This window comes from Streptomyces sp. NPDC021100, from assembly GCF_044333095.1.
Classification (GTDB): domain Bacteria; phylum Actinomycetota; class Actinomycetes; order Streptomycetales; family Streptomycetaceae; genus Streptomyces.
Genome location: NZ_JBIRQH010000040.1, coordinates 1 through 18,475, shown reverse-complemented (window position 1 = coordinate 18,475; position 18,475 = coordinate 1). Strand labels below are relative to the sequence as shown.

The following is an 18,475-nucleotide window of genomic DNA, read 5'->3' as shown; positions in this document are numbered from 1 at the left end:
GGAGGCTTCGAGGAGCAGGCGTTGCTGGGGGTCGGTGCCGAGGGCTTCGCGGGGGGAGATGCCGAAGAACTCGGCGTCGAACTCCGCCGCGTCGTGCAGGAAGCCGCCCTCGCGCGAGTAGGTCTTGCCGGGGACGCCCGGTTCGGGGTCGTAGATGTCCTCGACGTTCCAGCCGCGGTCCTCGGGGAACAGGGTGACGCCGTCGCGCCCTTCGGCGAGGAGCTCCCACAGCTCCTCGGGCGTGGTGACGCCGCCGGGGAAGCGGCAGCTCATGCCGACGATGGCGATCGGTTCGTCAGGTGCCGCGCCGGAGGCGGCGGCCGGGGCGGCGGGCGAGTCGGCGGCCGGTCCGGCCTCGAACAGCTTGTCGCCCAGGTGCTCCGCCAGCGCCGCCGGGGTCGGGTAGTCGAAGACCAGGGTGGCGGGCAGCCGCAGGGCGGTCGCCTTGTTCAGCCGGTTGCGCAGTTCCACGGCGGAGAGCGAGTCGAAACCGATCTCGGTGAACGCCCGCCGGCCGTCGATGGCGCTCGCGCTCTCGTGGTGCAGCACCTCCGCGACATGGGTCCGCACCAGGTCCAGCAGCGCCCGCTCGCGCTCCACCGCGTCCAGCTTGCCCAGCCGGGCCACGGCCTCCGGGTGGCTGCTCACGGCCGCCGCGGTGGCGGTGTGCGCGGTGGGACGGGTGGACGTGGGCGGGTGGAGGGTGTGCAGGAGCGGCGGAGCCGGAGTGTGGTGGGGGTTGAGGCGGATGGGGAGGAGAGCAGGACGGGGGGTGGTGAGGGCGGCGTCGAAGAGCGCGAGGTTCTGCTCGGTGGTGAGGGAGAGCAGGGGCCCGCTGTTCATGCGCTGCACGTCGGCCGTGCTGAGCTGCCCGGCCATGCCGTGCTCGGTGTCCCAGAGTCCCCAGGCGAGGGATTGTGCGGGGAGTTGGTGGGTGTGGCGGTGGTGGGCGAGGGCGTCGAGGAAGGCGTTGGCGGCGGCGTAGTTGGCTTGTCCGGCGCCGTCGAGGGTGGCGGCTGCGCTGGAGTAGAGGATGAAGTGGGTGAGGGGGATGTTGAGGCGCTGGGTGGTGTGGTGCAGGTGCCAGGCGGCGTCGGCTTTGGGCGTGAGGGCGGTGTGCAGGTGGTGGGGGGTCTGGTTGGTGAGGGTGGCGTCGTTCAGGGCTCCCGCGGTGTGGATGATCGCCTTGAGGTGCGGGATGCCGGCGAGAAGATCAGTGACCTGGGCGGGGTCGCTGACGTCGCACGCGGTGAGGGTGATGTTCCCGCCGAGCTCGGTGAGACGGTCCACCAGCTCAGTCGCCTGAGGGTGGTCAGGTCCCTGACGGCTGGCGAGCGTGATGTCGGTGACGCTGTGATGGGTGATCAGGTGTTCCGCCAGGAGGCTGCCCAGTCCGCCCGTGCCACCGGTGATCAGGACGGCGTCCTGGGGATCCCAGCCTTCGAAGCCGCTCGACCGGCCGTCCGCCGCCGGGTGTTGACCCGTCACCCGAGTCAGCCGGGGCACGGTGAACCCGCCGCCCCGCAGTGCCAGTTCCGGCTCACCGCTCGCCAGTGCGGCGGTCAGCCGGGGGAGCGGGACCGGCGTCCCGTCCCAGTCCAGCAGCGTGAAGCGGTCCGGGTGCTCGGCCTGGGCGGCGCGCACCAGGCCCCACACCGCCGCGCCCGCCAGGTCCGCGTCGTCGTTCCGCTCACCGCGCGGCCCGACCGCCCCACGCGTCACGACCACCAGTCGCGACTCGGCGTACCGCTCGTCGTCCAGCCAGTCCTGGAGCGTGCCGAGCGCGGAACGGGTGGCTTCGCGCACCCGCCGCGGCATGTCCACGCCGTCGCCGCCGTCACTGCCGTCGCCGTTCCGGCCCTCCGCGCAGGTGAGGACGACGACGTCGGGCAGGTCGCCGATCAGGTCCTCCAACTCCGCGTACGCCGTGGCGCCGGCCCACTCCCACTGCTCGGCCCGCGGGCCGAGCGCCGCCCAGGCGGGGGCGGTGTCGCTGTCCGCGGCCTGCTCGGCGACCGGCAGGGCGGTCCACTCCACGACGTGCAGGGAGGTGTCGGCGCCGTCGCGGGCCGCCGCCATCTGGTCGGCCGTCACCGGCCGCATGGCCAGCTCCGTCACCGTCCCGACCGGGCGGCCCGCCGGGTCGGCGAGCCGCAGGCACAGACCGTCGTGCGCGGTGGTGGTGACGGCGACGCGCAGCGAGGTCGCCCCCGTCGCGTGCACGCTGACGCCGGTCCAGGCGAACGGGAGGGCGGTCTGCCCCCCGCCGCTGCCGTCGTCGTCCCGGCCGAGGTCGGTGGCGTGCAGCGCCGCGTCGAGGAGGGCCGGGTGCACGAGGTAGGAGGCGGCGTCCTGGTGGGCGTCCTCCGGCAGGGCGACCTCGGCGAACACCTCGTCGCCGCGCCGCCAGGCGGCCCGCAGCCCCTGGAACGCGGGTCCGTAGAGGTAGCCGTCGGCCGCGAGCCGCTCGTACACGCCGTCGAGGGGGATCGGCCGGGCGCCGGCCGGCGGCCACGCGGTGAGGTCCGTGTCGGAGACGGCCGGGACGGGGGCGTCCGGTGTGAGCGTCGCGGTGGCGTGCAGCATCCACGGCACGGTGTGCGTGGCGCCGTGCGCACGGCTGTGGACGGTCAGGGCGCGGCGGCCCGTGGCGTCCGGGGCGTTGACCTCCACCCGCAGATCGGTGTGCGCGTCCGGCGAGAGGGCCAGCGGCGCCTGGAGCGTCAGCTCCTCGACGTGCGGTGTGCCGGTGTGGTCACCGGCGTGCAGGGCGAGTTCGAGGAGGGCGGTACCGGGGAGGAGGGTGGTGCCGAGCACCACGTGGTCGGCCAGCCAGGCGTGCGTGCGGGGGCTGATGCGGCCGGTGAGGACGGTGGCGTCGCTGCCGGGGACGGTGACGGCCGCGCCGAGCAGCGGGTGGCCCGCGGGTGCCTGGCCGAGCGTCGTGACGTCGCCGGTGTCGGGGGCGGCCTCCAGCCAGAACCGGCGGCGCTGGAACGGGTACGTGGGCAGGTCGACGCGGCGGGCGGGGGCGCCGGTGTGGAGCGCGGTCCAGTCGACGGCGTGCCCCCGGGTCCACAGGCGGGCGAGTGCGGCGCGGGTCTCGGGCCGCTCGGGGCGGTTGCGGCGCAGCAGCGGTACGCAGACGGCGGCGGTGTCGTCGGGGAGCGCGGCGCCGGCCATGGCGGTGAGGACGGCGTCGGGGCCGATCTCCAGGAAGGCCGTCACCCCGTCGTCGGCGAGGGCGCGGACGCCGTCGGCGAAGCGGACCGCCTCGCGGACGTGGGTCACCCAGTACTCGGGCGCGGTGAGTTCGCCCGGGCCGGCGGTGCGGCCGGTGACGGTGGAGACGAGCGGGACGCGCGGCTCGGCGTAGTCGAGGATCTCGGCGAGCTGCCGGAACTCGGCCAGCATCGGCTCCATCAGCGGGGAGTGGAAGGCGTGCGAGACCTTGAGCATCGAGGTCTTGCGGCCCTGCTCCCGCAGCTTGTCCACGATCGGGGCGACGGTGGCCCGCGCACCGGAGACGACGACCGCGCGCGGGCCGTTGACGGCGGCGACGGCCGCGTCCCCGGCGCCGTCGAGCAGGGCGAGGGCTTCCTCCTCGGTGCACTGGAGGGCGGCCATCACCCCGCCCTCCGGCAGCTCCTGCATCAGCCGGCCGCGCGCCGCCACCAGCGCGCAGGCGTCCTCCAGTGTGAACACCCCGGCGGCGTGCGCCGCCGCGATCTCCCCGATCGAGTGCCCGGCCAGCACGTCCGGGCGCACGCCCCAGGACTCCACCAGCCGGAACAGTGCCGTCTCGACGGCGAACAGGGCGGGCTGCGCGTACTCGGTGCGGTCCAGCAGCGCGGCCGCGTCCGAGCCCTCCGGGGCGAACAGCACGTCCAGCAGCGGGCGTTCGAGCTGGAGGTCCAGGTATCCGCAGGCGTCGTCCAGCGCCCGGGCGAACACCGGGAACGTCTCGTACAGCTCCCGGCCCATGCCGGCCCGCTGGGCGCCCTGCCCGGTGAACAGGAAGGCGAGCCGCCCGCCGGCGACCGTGCCGAGGACGACGCCGGCCGCCTCGGCGGCGCCTTCGGCGAGGGCACGCAGTCCGGCGGTCCCGCTGTCCATGACCACGGCCCGGTGCTCCAGCTCCGCACGGGTGGTGGCCAGGGCGTACGCCACGTCCGCCGGCTCCGGGGCGTCCTCGCCGGCCAGCAGCGCGAGCACCCCGGCGGCCTGGGCGCCGAGCGCCTCGGGCGTGCGGGCGCTGAGCAGCAGCGGGAGCCCCGACTGCCCGGTGACGTCGGCGGCCGGTCCCTCCTCATCCGCGGCCGGTCCCGCGTCGTCGGCCGGCGGCTCCTCGATGATCACGTGCGCGTTGGTGCCGCTGATCCCGAACGCCGAGATCCCGGCGCGCCGCGGCCGGCCGTCCGGGGTGTCCCACGGCAGCGCCTCGGTGAGCAGCTCCACGTCGCCGGCCGTCCAGTCGACGTGCGAGGACGGCGCGTCCACGTGCAGCGTCCTCGGCAGGACGCCGTGCCGCATCGCCAGCACCATCTTCATGACGCTCGCGGCACCGCCCGCGGCCTGCGTGTGCCCGAGGTTCGACTTGGCCGAGCCCAGGCGCAGCGGCCGGCCCTCGGGGCGCTCCTGCCCGTACGTGGCGAGGATGGCCTGTGCCTCGATGGGGTCGCCGAGCTTGGTACCGGTGCCGTGCGCGTCCACGGCGTCCACGTCGCCCGGACGCAGCCCCGCGTTGGCCAGGGCCTGGAGGATGAGCCGCTGCTGGGACGGGCCGTTGGGGGCGGTGAGGCCGTTGCTGGCGCCGTCCTGGTTGATCGCGGAGCCCCGGACGACGGCCAGGACGCGGTGCCCGTTGCGGCGCGCGTCGGACAGCCGCTCGACGACGAACACGCCGACGCCCTCGGAGAACCCGGTGCCGTCGGCGGCCTCGGCGAACGCCTTGCAGCGGCCGTCGGGCGCCAGGCCGCGCTGCCGGCTGAAGGCGGTGAACATGCCGGGGCTGCCCATCACGGCGACGCCGCCGACGAGCGCCAGTGAGCACTCGCCGTCCCGCAGCGACTGCGCGGCCAGGTGCAGGGAGACCAGCGAGCCGGAGCAGGCGGTGTCCACGGTGACGGCCGGGCCCTCCAGGCCCAGCGTGTAGGAGACGCGCCCGGAGGCGACGCTGGGCGCGTTGCCGGTCATCAGGTAGCCGTCGAGGCCCAGCGGCGCCTGGTGGACGCGGGTGCCGTACTCGTGCACCTCGGCGCCGAAGAAGACACCGGTGCGGCTGCCGCGCAGCGAGGCCGGGTTGACGCCGGAGCGCTCCAGCGCCTCCCAGGAGGTCTCCAGGATCAGCCGCTGCTGCGGGTCCATGGCCAGCGCCTCACGCGGGCTGATCTTGAAGAAGCCGGCGTCGAACTCGGCGGCCCGCTCCAGGAAGCCGCCCTTGTCGACGTAGGACTTGCCGGGCCGGTCGGGGTCCGGGTCGAACATGCCGGGGACGTCCCAGCCGCGGTCGGTGGGGAAGTCCGACAGCACCTCGCGGCCCTCGGCCAGCAGCGTCCAGAACTCCTCGGGGGAGTCCACCCCGCCGGGGTAGTGGCAGGCCATGCCGATGATGGCCACCGGATCGTCGTCGTCGCCCGCGGCCTCCCGGGCCGGCACCGCGACCGGCTCGGGAGCGAGTCCCAGTGCCCGGGTGCGGACGAGGCGGCCGAGCGCCGCCGGCGTCGGGTGATCGTAGACCGCGGTGACGGGCAGCTCCAGGCCGGTGGCCGCGGTCAGCCGGGCGTGCAGGTCCACGGCGGCCAGCGAGTCGAACCCCAGCTCCAGGAAGGGCCGTTCGGTGTCCACCGGACCCTTGGTGTCCGGGCGGGCGCGGCGCAGCGCGGCGACGGTGTGCTCGTGCACCAGCTCCAGCACCACGCGCTCCTGCTCGGCGGCGGTCCGTCCGGTGAGCCGCTCCACCAGGAGGGCCCGCGCCCGCGGCCCGGTCTCCGGGGCGCCCCCGGGCTCGCCCGCGGTCCCGGCCGACGCGGCACCGGACGGGGTGGGAACGTTCTCGGACTCAGTCATTCGGTGCTCTCCAAAAGAATTCCGCGGGCGGAACGGGGCGGGCGGGGCGTGCGGGTGGTTCGGGGCGTGCGGGGGCGGGACGTGCCGGGCGCCGGCGGCCGGTCAGGGCAGGGGCCGGCCTTCCCCGGGCGGGCCGGCGGGTTCGGACGCGACGGGCCGGGGCTCGTCCGGCCAGAACGGTTCGTCGTAGCTGCGCTGCACGTACGACAGCGCCTCCAGCAGGTCGGACGAGGTGACGGGACGCGACCGGCGGCCGTCCACCAGGCCCGCGATGGGCAGCGATCCGGTGTCGGCCCAGCGCAGCCAGCCACGGTCGTCGATGTAGCTGCGGCTGCGCCCGGCGTTGTCCGGGTGCACGCAGTACGGGATGTCCAGGTAGCCGCGCTTGAAGGCGAGCAGCAGCGCGTGCCCGACGTCCGGGTGGCTGTTGAGGACGGCGTCGACGAGCGCGCGCGCCTCGGCGTACGTCTGGGTGTCCCCGGGGTCCGGGTTTCCGGCCGGCGGGCCGGGGGCCGTCCGCGCCACCCGGGCGGCGTGCTCCAGGGCCGCGACGTTCTCCGCCACGGTGGGGATCCGCCGGGACTCGGCGACGGTCTTGACGATCAGGCGCTCCGAGCCCGTGCCGACCGCGAGTTCGGCGGCCTCCCCGAGCAGCCGGTAGCAGCCCTCGGGGGTGTATGGGTACACCCCCATGTAGGCGTAGATCACCACGTGCCAGTCGGCCTCCGGCAGCAACTCCGCGCAGAGCCTGCGCAGTGCGGCGACCGCCTCCCGGTCCTGCTCGCGGTTGGTCTGCTGGGCGTAGCTGACGGACAGGTCGCGGATGCCCAGCCGGTGGAAGAACACCGCCTCCAGGGCGCTGACCGCCACCAGCATGCTCGGCGGGCACAGCTGCCCCAGCAGACAGCCGCCGAACGTCTCGATGTGCGGGCTGGCCCCCCACTCGCGGAGCTGCGCGAACAGGGTGCTGCCGCGCTCCCAGTTGCGCATCGACTCGTCGAGCGGGGTACGGCCGTAGGGCAGGCAGTACGAGACCGGGCCGCCCTCGGTGGCGCTCAGCCCAGCCCGCGTCAGGGCGACGAAGATGTCGAACGGCACCGCCGAGCCGTGCCGGACCTGCACCGGGAAGTCGTCACCGTGCAGCCCGTGCAGGACCGCCCGGGTCGTCTCCACCGGGTAGCTGACGATGGGGAAGCCGTTGAGGGCCGACCCCTCGCGCAGCGCCGTCTCGATCGCGGCGAGGTCCCCGACCCGGGTGTAGCTGTCCAGGGTGAGGGTGCCGACGGTGGTGGCGTCGGCGTGCCGGGTGGCGTGCAGGCCCGCGCGCATGGCGGCCGGATCGCCGAAGCCCATGCGCGGCTGCACCACCAGGCGCCCGGCCCGGTGCGCCCGGCGGACGAACGCGCCGAAGTCGCCGGCGGGGCGGCGCGCGGGCGCGTCGTCCGGGACGGGGGCGGGGGCGGTATCCGGTACGGAAGCCGTATCCGATCCGGGCACGCCGTCCGGCCGCCGGTGCGGGCCGCTCTCCGGTGCCTCGCCGAAGCGTCCGTTCACGACAGCGCGGCCCGTCGCGGTATGCCGCCGATGAAGCGCCGGAACGAGGCGATCTCCTGCGCGCCGTCCTCGAAGACGCTGTCGAAACCCGCCTCCATCAGCTCCGCCACATGGTCGGTGCCCTCGCCGCCGGTGATGCCCAGCTTGCCTCCGATGACCGCGGGCAGCTCCGCCAGGCCCGGCTCGGCGCGCAGCTTCCTGATGACCCGCACGCCGTCCTGGTGGCCGTGCCCGTTGACGCTGCTCACCACGAGCAGCGCCGGGGTGCGCTCCCGGCACTCCCGCACCAGGAGTTCGTCCGGGACGCACGGGCCGAGGTTCACCACGTCGTACCCCAGCTCCTCGATCAGCAACTGGAGGAACACCAGGTTCCAGGTGTGCGAGTCGGAGGCGAGACCGCTGACCAGGACCGTCTGCCGGCGCCCGGCCGGGGCACGGCCGGTGCCCACCGGCACGATGCCCGCCGGGGCCGGTACCGCCGGCGCTCCCCTCGTCACGGACGCCGTCGACCTGCCCGGGTCGCGCGGCGGCGGGGTCATGCCGCCCCTCCGCCGCCCGGTACCGCGTCCGCGGCGCCCTCCGGGAGCGGCGCCAGCGGGGCGCGGCGGTGCTCCAGCCGGGACGCCGAGACGACCTCGCCGCCGCGCACCAGCACCTCGGCGGGGGCCGGCCGGCCCAGGAACATCAGCAGGCTGGCCGTCGGGCCGTACGCCCCGGCGTTGGGGATCGCCAGCACGTCCCCGACCTCCACCCGCGGCAGTTCGACCCGGCGCCCGAGGACGTCGCCCGGTGTGCACAGCGGTCCGACCAGGCTGGCGCTCAGCCCCTCGCCGTCCGCTGTCTCCGCGGCCTGCCCGGCGTCCGCCGGCTGCACGGCCACCGGCAGCAGCCGGCCCAGGCCCGACATCCCGCCGAAGGTGTTGATGCCGGCGTCCAGGATGACGAACGTCCGGCCCCGGCTCTCCTTGATGTTGACCACCCGGGTCAGCAGGACGCCGCTGTCGCCCACCAGGTAGCGGCCCGACTCGCAGGCGAGGTGCGGGGTGCCCTGCCGCCAGTCCGGGAACAGCTCGTCCAGGGTGTCCTCCAGCCGCTCGCGCAGCTTCTCGTACACCGGCCGCTCGCCGGGCACCGCGTAGGGGGCGGCGAAACCGCCGCCGATGTCCAGGAACCGCAGCGGCAGCCCGTGTTCGCGCCCCAGCTCCGCGGCCAGGGCCAGCGTGTGCCGGAACTCCCCGACGAGGCTGTCCTCGTCCTTGGCGTTGCTCAGCGGGAAGAAGTGCGCCCCCACGATCTCCGTGCCGGGCACCGCGCGCAGCTTCGGCAGGACCTCGCCCAGCGTCTCCGCGTCGACGCCGAACTGCGAGGGCGTCCCCGTCATCCGGATGCTGGTGGTGGCGCTCGCCGAGGCGCTGTTGACGCGCACCAGGCAGTCGGCCACCACGCCGTGCGCCCGGGCGGCGGCGCCCACGTGCTCCAGGTCCGTCAGCGACTCGACGGAGAACAGCCGCACCCCGGCGGCCAGCGCCGCGGCCAGCTCGCCGTCGGTCTTCCCGGGCCCGGTGTACAGGCACTCCGCCGGGTCGAAGCCCGCCTCCAGGGCGGCGGCCAGCTCGCCCGTCGAGCTGATCTCGGCCCGGCACACCCGGTCGCCGCCGGTCGCCAGGGCGCGCAGCACCTCCGGGTGCGGGTTCGCCTTGACCGCGCTGAACAGGCTGAACGGCTCGGGGAGCGCGTCCAGCAGATCCGCGCGCGCGGCTTCCACCCGGTCCAGGTCGTACACGTACAGCGGTGTGCCGTACCGCTCGGCCAGTTCGTCGTACCCGCTCACTGGTCGCTCCCGTCGAGCAGCTCCACGAGCCGCCGCTTCTCGTTCTTGCCGTGCAGGGTCAGGGGCCACTCGGCGAGCACCCGGCAGACCGCCGGGACCTTCTGCTGCTCCAGCCGGCCCGCGAGCTCGCGCAGGACGACGTGCGGGGCCAGGTCGGACTCCACGAACAGCGCCAGGTCGTGCCGGTCCGACGGGGGCAGCACCGCCGCCGCCCGCACCCCCGGGACGTCCATCGCCGCCGCCTCGATCTCCAGCGTGCTCATCCGGATGCCCTTGCGCTTGAACATGTCGTCCCGGCGCCCCTGGAAGTACAGGTAGCCGTCCGCGTCCAGCGAGCCGTAGTCCCCGGTGTGCAGCCGGAGTTCGCCGGTCGGGGCGTGCCGGCGGAAGGTCCGCGCGGTCACCTCCGGATTCCGCCAGTAGCCGGGCATCACATGCGGGCCGACGGCCACGATCTCGCCCGTCTCGCCGACGGGCACGGACGCGCCGTCCTCGTCCACGATCAGGACCCGCGTGCCGGGCAGCGGCCGGCCCACCGAGTCGGGCCGTTCCCGGTCCTCCTCCGGCGGCATGATGGAGACGCGCTTGCACTCCGTCTGCCCGAACTGCCGTACCACCCGGGCCCCGGGGAACGCCGCGCGCAGCGTCTCGATCACCGGCAGCGGCAGCGCCGCGCCCGTGTTGGTGAACATCCGCACCCGCGGCGCCGGGTTCTCCTCCCGGCGCGCCAGCGTGGCGATCATCGCGGCCAGCGACGGGACGATCGGCACCACCGTCGCCCCGCTCTCCCGGACGGCCGTCAGCAGCCGCAGGTCCGACTCGCCGTCCGCCAGCACGATCGCGCTCCGCCCGGCCGCGCACATCAGGACCTTGTACAGGCCGTAGTCCCACGACATCGGGAACCGGCAGAACACCACGTCGTCCGGGCGGTAGCCGAGCACCTGCACCATCGACCGGGTGGCGAACACCATCTGCGCGTGCGGGCAGATCACCGCCTTGGGGGCGGCCGTGCTGCCCGAGGTGTAGACGAGGACGGCCGGGTCCTCCGGGGCGACGTCCACCGCCGCCTCCGCACGCGGCCCGCGGTCGGCGATCTTCTCGGTCTCGCTCCACACCCCGCCGAACTCGTGCACGGGAGCCCCGGTGACCGCCTCGAACGTCGCCCGGTCGCCCTCCGCGCAGACCACCAGCGCCGGCTCGGCGTTCTCCAGGACCGACCGCAGGTGGTACGGCTTCATGTGCGGGTTCAGCGGAACGAAGACCGCGCCGCGCCGCGACGCCCCGTAGAACAGGGCGGTCAGCTCCCTGGTGGTGGGCAGCTGGACGACCAGCCGGTCACCCGGGCCGACGCCCCGCTCCGCCAGCCAGTCGGTGAAGGCGCGGCTGTACGCGTCGAGGCGGGCGTAGTCCCACCGCCCCTCGGCGTCGGCGACCGCCGCGGCCGAGGGCGAGAACGCCACGGCCTCGTCCAGCAGGGTGTGGACCAGGCTGTCGGGACGGTGGTCGCGCAGGGGGACCCCCCGCGCCGCACCCGTGGTGCCGTCCAAGCCGGGAGTGCTGTCCAACGCTGTTCTCCTGTCAGGTCGTCGGCGTGCTGGTGGTACGGGGGCCGGTGGTACGGGGGTCGGGGTTTTCGCTCAGGAGCTCGCGCGCGCGGGCCCGGAGCGCGCCGCGGTCGGTCTTGCGGTTGGAGTTGAGCGGGAACTCCTCCAGCCGCCAGAAGTGACGGGGCGTCATCCCCTGCGGCAGCACCGGGCGCAGCCGCCGGGCGAACACCGAGAGCGGCACGGCGGAACCGGTGTAGAAAACGGCCAGCTCGGTGCCCGCCTCCGTGGCCACGTCGACGGTGACGGCCTCCGTGACGCCCTCACAGCCGCGCAGCGCGTGGTCCACCTCGGGCAGCTCCACCCGCCAGCCGGCGACCTGCACCTGGGCGTCCAGCCGCCCGAGGTAGGCGAGTTCACTGTCGGAGCCGTCCCCGCCGATGCGGCGCACCCGGTCGCCCGTGCGGTACCAGACACGGCCGTCGTGGCCGAGGAAGCGGCCCGCGTCGTCGCCCGGGTCCAGATAGCCGGACGTCCGCTGCGGACCGGACACGCACAGCTCGCCCTCCCGATCGGCGGGCTTCCCGTCCTCGTCGAGGAGCAGGTGCTCGTGGCCGTCGTTGACCCGGCCGATCGGCACCACCCCGTTCACCGCGATCCGCTCCGAACGCTCCGCATCCCAGCGGTGCGCCGCGATGGTGATCGTCAGCTCGGTCGGGCCGTAGAGGTTCTCCAGCGCCGAACCCGGCGCCGCCACCTGCCAGTCCGCCGCGTCCCGGCAGGTCAGCGCCTCACCGGCGAAGAAGCTCCAGCGCAGCCCGGGCAGCGCCCCCGGCGCCAGCCCGCCGAGCCGGCGCACCAGCCCGATCGCGCTCGGCGTCGAGAACCACACCGTCATCCGGTGCTCCGCCAGGAACGCCGGCAGCTCCCGGTACGCACCCGGCGGCACCCACAGCGCGGTCGCACCCGAACCCCAGGCGCAGAACAGGTCGAACATCGCGCAGTCGAAGTTCAGGTCGAACGTCTGCGAGAAGACGTCGTCCGGCGTGAAGTCGTAACGGGCGTCCTGGAGGCCGAAGTAGTGCGCGGCGCTGCCGTGGCTGATCGGCACGCCCTTGGGGCGGCCCGTCGACCCGGACGTGAACAGCATGTACGCGGCGTCGTCCGGCCGCACCGGCCGCGGCGCCGCCAGCCCGCCGGACGGACGCGGCTCGATCCGTACGACGCCCGGGAGCGTACCCGCCGGACAGCCGGGCGCGAGCACCGGCAGCGCCGCGCCCGGGTCCTCCGCGGTGAACGCCGGCCCGTCGTCCGGGTCCGGCGCCAGCAGCTCCGGCAGCTGCGCCCAGCCGGCCTCGTCCACGATGACGGCCGACACCCCGGCGGCCCGCATCATCCGGCGGGTGCGCGCGACCGGGAAGCCCGGCTGGAGGGGCACGACGGTGGCGCCCGCGTACAGCGCGGCCAGGATGCCGACGTACGCGCGGACGCCCTTCGCCGCCAGCACCGCCACCGCGCCCGGCGGCCCCGCCACCGCCTCCGACAGCGCGCCCGCCCACTCCAGGGCCCGCTCGTGCGCCTCCTCGTAACCGATCGCGTCGGCGCCGACCCGCACCGCGTCATTGCGCGGCGCGAGCTCCACTCCGCGCAGGAAACGCCCGTGCAGCGCCGCGTCCAAAGTGCTGTCCAACGTGGCGTCCACCGCTGCTCCTCTGCTGCTCACTGGGTTCGCTCCGGGACGTGCGGCGGCGCCGCTCAGGCGGCCTGGTCCGCGACCAGCCGGGACAGCGCCTTCCACAGCACGCCGGGCGTCGCGAACGTCTCGGGGCTGAGCGCGTCGTCGTGGAAGCGCACCTGGTACGCGTCCTCCAGCGCGGCGAGCAACTCGACGATGCCCAGCGAGTCCAGGCCCAGGTCGCGCAGCCCGGTGTCCTGCGTGAGCTGCTCGTCGGCGCCCAGGAACGGCAGGAACCCGCGCAGCAGGTCCTCGAACTTCTGGTCCCACATGGTGATGGCCTCTCGGTGAGTCGGTGTACGGAAAAGCGAGGGGAATGTCTTCGGGAGGGGTCAGGCGCTCGCGGGGCGCGGACGCGGGCGCAGCGCCAGCCGCGGCGTCGCCGGGACCACCTCGAAGGCGTCCGTGGTGCGCCGCACCCGGCCGAACAGGCTGTCCTGGCCCGCCACGCACACGGTGCCGACCCCGGCCTCGCGCAGGGCGTCCACGACCGCCGGCCACCGCAGCGGGCGCACACAGCTGTCCAGCATCATGGCGCGCACCCCCTCGCCCGTGGTGACCAGCGCACCGTCCTGGTCGGCGATCACCGGGACGGCCGGGTCGGCGAACTCCAGCGGGCCGAAGACCTCCTCCTCGGCCCGGTCGCGCAGGCCCTTGAACAGCGAGCAGTGCATCGGCGGACGCATGGTGTACAGCGACATGCCGCCCAGCGCGCGGAGCCGGGCCGGCAGCCACTCCAGGTTGTGCTCACGCAGCGTCAGCATGGTGAAGTCGTCGTCGATGTAGCAGGAGATCTCGTACGTCTCGCCGCGCTCGTCCAGCTCCCCGAGCAGCTCGCGCAGCGTGTCCTGCGGCACGCGGACGAACGAGTGGGTGACGAGGTCCGTGTACTCCGTGGCGAAGTAGTCCTCCAGCAGCCGCGCGAACGCGGCGGTGGCGCGCACGGCGTCGGGGAAGTCCAGCGCCCCGGAGAACGCGGCGGCCGGCTTCTCGCCGAAGCTGGGGCCCGTGCACAGGTCGGCCTCGACGCCCAGCGTGTGCCGCGCCCACTGGGCCAGCGCCAGCGAGTTGACCATGAACGCGACCTGGGCGTACTCGCTGTAGTCGCCCTCGGTGGTGCGGTAGCGGTCGACGAGCGAGTAGCCGAGCACCCGGTCGGCGGCGGCGACCAGCTTCCGGGCGAAGGGGTTGACGACCATGAACTTCCCGACCTCCGCGAAGGGGGTGGGCCCCATACCGGGGAAGATCATCGCGGTACCGGTCCGGGACGCGGTGGTCATGTGCGCGGTCCTTCCGAGACAAGCGGACGTGCGAGGACGTACAGACGGGGCTCCCCGCCGGCCGGCCGCGCGGGCGCGGGACGGCGGACGGTGGGGGCGGTGAGGGCAGCGGGTGCTGAGCGGCGCGTGGCGAGTGGCACACGGCGGACGGCGCGCGCGACCGGCGGTTCCGGCGGTCTGGGGGACAAACCGCCGGAACCGGGGTGACGGCCTGGGGAGACCGCCGATCCGGGGGAGGGCTACTCCTCGGGCGCCAGCAGGGCGCCGCTGTCGGCGTCGCGCACCGCCAGCGCGGCCACCGGACAGGTCTCCGCGGCGTCGAGCACCGCGTCGTCGGGGTCGATCACGGCCGCCCGCGGCCGGGACTTGCCGTCCGCCAGCTCGAAGTGCCCCGGCGCGTAGTTGGCGCACACCGAGGCGCCGATGCAGACACCGCGGTCGACCTCCACCGACCAGCGGCTCACCAGGTCACCCGCAGCAGCTTCGGGCCGCGCACCAGCATGCCCTGCTTCCACACCACCCCGTCCGCGCCGTCGGCGAAGTCCAGGGTCGGGAAGCGGGTCACCAGCGTCGTCAGCACCGTCTGCAGCTCCATCCGGGCCAGTTGGGCGCCCAGGCAGTGGTGCGGGCCGTGACCGAAGCCGATGTGCGGGTTGTGCTCGCGGGTGACGTCCAGCCGGTCCGGGTTCTCGAAGATCTCCGGGTCCCGGTTGGCCGAGGCCACCGAACCCACCACCGGCTCGCCGGCCTTCACCGTGACGTCGCCGAACTCGATGTCCTCCAGGGCGTACCGGGCGAACATCGCCGAGTAGTTCAGCGGGATCCAGCGCACCAGCTCCTCGACCGCGCGCGGTACCAGCGACGGGTCGGCGCACAGCAGCTCCCACTGGTCGCGGTGGCTGAGCAGCGCGTAGAGGAAGTTGGGCATCTGCGAGGCGGTCGTCTCGGTGCCGGTGATGAGCAGGCCACCGGTCACGTGCATGACCAGCTCCTCCTCGCTCAGCCGGTCGCCGTCCTCGTCCCGCGTCTTCACCAGCGCCCCGAGCAGGTCCTCGGTGGGGTTGCGGCGGCGCTCGGCGACCAGCGTCCCGATGTACGCGAACAGCTCCTTGGCGTTGCGCTCCATCTCCTCCCACGGCAGCGCCGTGGTGGAGACCATCGCCTCCGACCAGCCGCGCAGCCGCGGACGGTCGGCCTCCGGCACGCCGAGCATCTCGGAGATCACGGTGACCGGCAGCGGGATGGCGAAGTTCTCCACCATGTCGAACGGGGCGCCGTGTTCGAGCATGTTGTCGACGAGCCCGTCCACGATCCGCTGGGTGTCGTCGCGCATCAGCTCCACCCGGCGTCCGGTGAACGCCCGGGCGACCAGCTTCCGCAGCCGCGCGTGGTCCGGCGCGTCCATGCCGACCAGGCCGTCGTCCAGGTGCTCGTCGGGGTGGGTGCGCGGCTGGTCCCGGGTCTTGGCGACGGCCCGGCTGAACCGCGGGTCGGCCAGGACCGTGCGCACGTCGTGGTAGCGGGTGGCCAGCCAGGCCGGCTCGCCGAGCGGGAACTGCACCCGGCTCAGCGGCTCCTCCGCGCGCAGTGTGGCGTACATCGGATCGAGTTCGAGCCGGTCCGGTTCGCTGAACGGATAAGCGCGAATCTCATGAGCGGTGGTCACCCGAGCGCTCCTTCCTTGGGTTCCGTCAATTTCCCGGGCGGGGACAGGGATGGAATCGCCGTCGCCGAGCCCGGTATTACTGTTCCTCCGGCACCGTCGAGCTCCGCGAGGAACGCGGTGAGAACGGAGGTGAAACGCTCGGGTTCCTCGAGGTGCGGCACATGGCTCGATTCCTCGAGGATTTCCCAGCGGACATCCGGTATCAGGTCGTAGAACGGCTGCACGGTCGCCGGGGTCGCCTCGTCGTGCCGCCCGCTGATCAGCAGCGTGGGGACGTCGATGTGCGGAATCCGGTCCTCGACCGACCAGTCCTTGAGGCTGCCGATGACGTGGAACTCGTTCGGCCCGTTCATGGCGTGGTAGACGGTCGGATCGTCGTTGATCTCCATGAACGTCGCCAGGTAGTCCCGCGGCCACGGCTGGACGCGGCACACGTGCCGGTCGTAGAACACGCGCATGGCCGCGAAGTACTCGGCGGTGTCCGTCGTCCCCGCCGCCTCGTGCCGCAGCAGCGTCTCCTGCACCTCGGGAGGCAGCCGCTGCCGCAGCACCTTCATCTCCCGCAGCCACAGGGGCATCGAGGCCGGGGAGTTGGCGATCACCAGGCCGCGCAGGCCGGCGGGCCGGTCGGCGGCGTGGTCCGCGGCCAGCATCCCGCCCCACGACTGTCCGAAGAGGATGTAGCCGTCGGCCACCCCGAGGTGCCGCAGGAGATTGTCCAGCTCCTCGCGGAACAGGTCCACGGTCCAGAAGTCCGTGCCGCGGTCCGGCAGCCGGGTGGACCCACCGTTCCCGAGCTGGTCGTAGTGCACGACCGGCCGGCCGGCCTCCGCCAGGGACGCCAGGCTCAGCAGGTAGTCGTGCGTGCTCCCCGGGCCGCCGTGCAGGACGACGACGGGCGTACGCCCGCTTTCCAGGTCACCGGTGACGCGGTACCAGGTCTTGTGGTCGCCGAAAGGGGCGGTTCCTTTGACGATCGGTGTCGCGGGCATCTTCCTACCCCGAATCGAAGTTTCGCGGCTTGCTGTTTCGCGGCTTCCTTGACGTGGCTTCCGGGCCTCCGGGCTTCGTTTCCGGCTCCGTCGGCTCTACCGGCTCTTACCGGTCACCCGGGTTTCCGGTCTTCGAGCCTTCCGGTCTTCCAGGATCGAGCGGCTTCCGAAGAAATCGGGCCGCCGGACGTTTCGCCGCGTCCGATGCCGAGAACGCTATAGCAGTGCGGTGGTGGGACGGACCCCTATCAACCCCTAGGGGCCCTTAGCCGAACGGAGCCCGCAGCCCGCGAAGAAGCCCTCCCGGATCCCGGGCCGACCCCCGCCGGCCACACGGGATTCACCCGGACGTTTCCATTCCGCGGCCCCTGATAGGGGTACCTAGGGGGAGCTAAGGGTGGCTGCCCCGGAGAGGCCGCCCGTAGCGTTCCGGGAGACCGCCCGTCCCGGCACGCGCAGTTCGCGGACGGCCCCTCGCAGGAGGCGAAGAAGCCGGCGAAGGCCCGGCACGTCACGGCCGGGACACGGGAGCACGGGGGCGGAACGGCCGTACCAGCGGGAGCGGTACGGCCGCACCGCGGAACCACCGGGCCCCGCCCGGGCGGTGCGGGCGGCGACCAATCAGACCGGGTACCGGGCGCGTTCCGGGTTCAGGGGGTTCTTGGGTGGAAGGCGAGAAGAAACTTCTCGATTACCTCAAGCGGGCGACGGCCGACCTGCGGGAGGCCCGCCGCCGGCTGCGCGAAGCCGAGCGCAGGGAGCACGAACCCATCGCCGTCATCGGGATGAGCTGCCGCTACCCGGGCGGCGTCACCTCCCCCGAGGAGCTCTGGCGGCTGCTGGACGAGGGCCGCGACGGCATCACCCCGTTCCCCGAGGACCGCGGCTGGGACACCGACGCCCTCTACGACCCCGACCCCGAGCGGCCCGGCACCACCTACGTCCGCGAGGGCGGATTCCTGCACGACGCCGCCGACTTCGACGCCGACTTCTTCGGCATCGGCCCGCGCGAGGCCCTGGCCATGGACCCCCAGCAGCGGCTGCTCCTCGAAGCGTCCTGGGAAGCCCTCGAGCGCGCCGGCCTCGACCCCCACGCCCTGCGCGGCAGCAGGACCGGCGTCTTCGCCGGAGTGATGTACCACGACTACGCCGCCCGCCTCACCCACGTCCCCGACGAGGTCGACGGGTACGTAGGCAACGGCAACTCGGGCAGCGTCGTCTCCGGCCGCGTCTCCTACAGCCTCGGCCTGGAGGGCCCGGCGGTCACCGTGGACACCGCCTGCTCCTCCTCCCTCGTCGCCCTGCACTGGGCCGTCCGCGCCCTGCGCGCCGGCGAGTGCTCGCTGGCCCTGGCCGGTGGCGTCACCGTGATGGCGGCGCCCGACACCTTCACCGAGTTCAGCCGGCAGCGCGGCCTGGCCGCCGACGGCCGCTGCAAGGCGTTCGCCGAGGCGGCGGACGGCACCGGCTGGGGCGAGGGCGTCGGCGTGCTCGTGGTCGAGCGGTTGTCGGACGCGCTGCGCAACGGGCACAAGGTGCTGGCCGTGGTGCGGGGTTCGGCGGTCAACCAGGACGGCGCCAGCAGCAGCCTCACGGCCCCCAACGGCCCGTCCCAGCAACGCGTCATCCTCCAGGCCCTGGCCGAGGCCGGGCTCCGGCCGTCCGAGGTGGACGTGGTGGAGGCGCACGGTACGGGGACGACGCTGGGTGATCCGATCGAGGCGCAGGCGTTGCTGGCGACGTACGGCAAGGACCGTGCGGCGGAACGGCCGTTGTGGCTGGGGTCGGTGAAGTCGAACCTGGG

At 74.0% G+C, this 18,475-nt stretch carries 12 protein-coding genes; 1 reads left to right on the top strand and 11 read right to left on the bottom strand.

Annotated features, from left to right (window positions below):
- From ACH4PU_RS35895 to ACH4PU_RS35845, 11 genes are all read right to left on the bottom strand, one after another.
- Positions 1 to 6,069: SDR family NAD(P)-dependent oxidoreductase (locus tag ACH4PU_RS35895; protein WP_398282174.1), on the bottom strand; the 6,069-nt coding region annotated here is incomplete at its 3' end.
- 102 nt (positions 6,070 to 6,171) lie between these two features.
- Positions 6,172 to 7,623: a methylaspartate mutase gene (locus tag ACH4PU_RS35890; RefSeq protein ID WP_398282171.1), complete on the bottom strand. Its 1,452-nt coding sequence runs from the start codon at positions 7,621 to 7,623 to the stop codon at positions 6,172 to 6,174.
- A complete protein-coding gene (locus ACH4PU_RS35885; protein WP_398282168.1) occupies positions 7,620 to 8,162 on the bottom strand; it encodes a cobalamin B12-binding domain-containing protein in 543 nt (180 codons plus the stop codon). Before ACH4PU_RS35885 ends, ACH4PU_RS35890 begins: the two co-directional genes overlap by 4 nt.
- Complete coding sequence (locus ACH4PU_RS35880; RefSeq protein WP_398282165.1) at positions 8,159 to 9,454, bottom strand: type III PLP-dependent enzyme; 1,296 nt, start codon at positions 9,452 to 9,454, stop codon at positions 8,159 to 8,161. Before ACH4PU_RS35880 ends, ACH4PU_RS35885 begins: the two co-directional genes overlap by 4 nt.
- A complete protein-coding gene (locus ACH4PU_RS35875) occupies positions 9,451 to 10,965 on the bottom strand; it encodes an AMP-binding protein (protein WP_398282177.1) in 1,515 nt (504 codons plus the stop codon). Before ACH4PU_RS35875 ends, ACH4PU_RS35880 begins: the two co-directional genes overlap by 4 nt.
- 67 nt (positions 10,966 to 11,032) lie before the next feature.
- Positions 11,033 to 12,700 (bottom strand): AMP-binding protein, encoded by a 1,668-nt coding sequence (locus ACH4PU_RS35870; RefSeq protein ID WP_398282162.1) that lies wholly within the window; start codon positions 12,698 to 12,700, stop codon positions 11,033 to 11,035.
- A gap of 53 nt (positions 12,701 to 12,753) precedes the next feature.
- Positions 12,754 to 13,005, bottom strand: coding sequence for an acyl carrier protein (locus tag ACH4PU_RS35865; RefSeq protein WP_004951735.1), 252 nt, complete (start codon positions 13,003 to 13,005; stop codon positions 12,754 to 12,756).
- A 60-nt stretch (positions 13,006 to 13,065) separates the two neighbouring features.
- Complete coding sequence (locus tag ACH4PU_RS35860; RefSeq protein WP_398282159.1) at positions 13,066 to 14,013, bottom strand: ACP S-malonyltransferase; 948 nt, start codon at positions 14,011 to 14,013, stop codon at positions 13,066 to 13,068.
- Between the two features lie 239 nt (positions 14,014 to 14,252).
- On the bottom strand, positions 14,253 to 14,477 hold the full coding sequence (locus ACH4PU_RS35855) for a ferredoxin (RefSeq protein WP_224346787.1): 225 nt from the start codon (positions 14,475 to 14,477) through the stop codon (positions 14,253 to 14,255).
- Positions 14,474 to 15,679 (bottom strand): cytochrome P450, encoded by a 1,206-nt coding sequence (locus tag ACH4PU_RS35850; RefSeq protein ID WP_398282155.1) that lies wholly within the window; start codon positions 15,677 to 15,679, stop codon positions 14,474 to 14,476. The genes ACH4PU_RS35855 and ACH4PU_RS35850 overlap by 4 nt, the downstream gene beginning before the upstream one ends.
- The gene (locus tag ACH4PU_RS35845) at positions 15,676 to 16,671 is read right to left on the bottom strand and encodes a proline iminopeptidase-family hydrolase (protein WP_398282151.1); all 996 of its coding nucleotides are present in this window, start codon (positions 16,669 to 16,671) and stop codon (positions 15,676 to 15,678) included. Before ACH4PU_RS35845 ends, ACH4PU_RS35850 begins: the two co-directional genes overlap by 4 nt.
- Before the next feature lie 665 nt (positions 16,672 to 17,336).
- On the opposite strand from ACH4PU_RS35845, the gene ACH4PU_RS35840 reads away from it, so the two are divergent.
- A partial coding sequence (locus tag ACH4PU_RS35840; RefSeq protein WP_398282147.1) for a beta-ketoacyl synthase N-terminal-like domain-containing protein occupies positions 17,337 to 18,475 on the top strand: 1,139 nt, incomplete at its 3' end.

Excerpts from the sequence above, each read along its gene's own strand:
- ACH4PU_RS35865 (WP_004951735.1), bottom strand. The coding sequence starts at position 13,005 with ATGTGGGACCAGAAGTTCGAGGACCTGCTGCGCGGGTTCCTGCCGTTC.
- ACH4PU_RS35885 (WP_398282168.1), bottom strand. The coding sequence starts at position 8,162 with ATGACCCCGCCGCCGCGCGACCCGGGCAGGTCGACGGCGTCCGTGACG.
- ACH4PU_RS35860 (WP_398282159.1), bottom strand. The coding sequence starts at position 14,013 with ATGACCACCGCGTCCCGGACCGGTACCGCGATGATCTTCCCCGGTATG.
- ACH4PU_RS35845 (WP_398282151.1), bottom strand. The coding sequence starts at position 16,671 with ATGCCCGCGACACCGATCGTCAAAGGAACCGCCCCTTTCGGCGACCAC.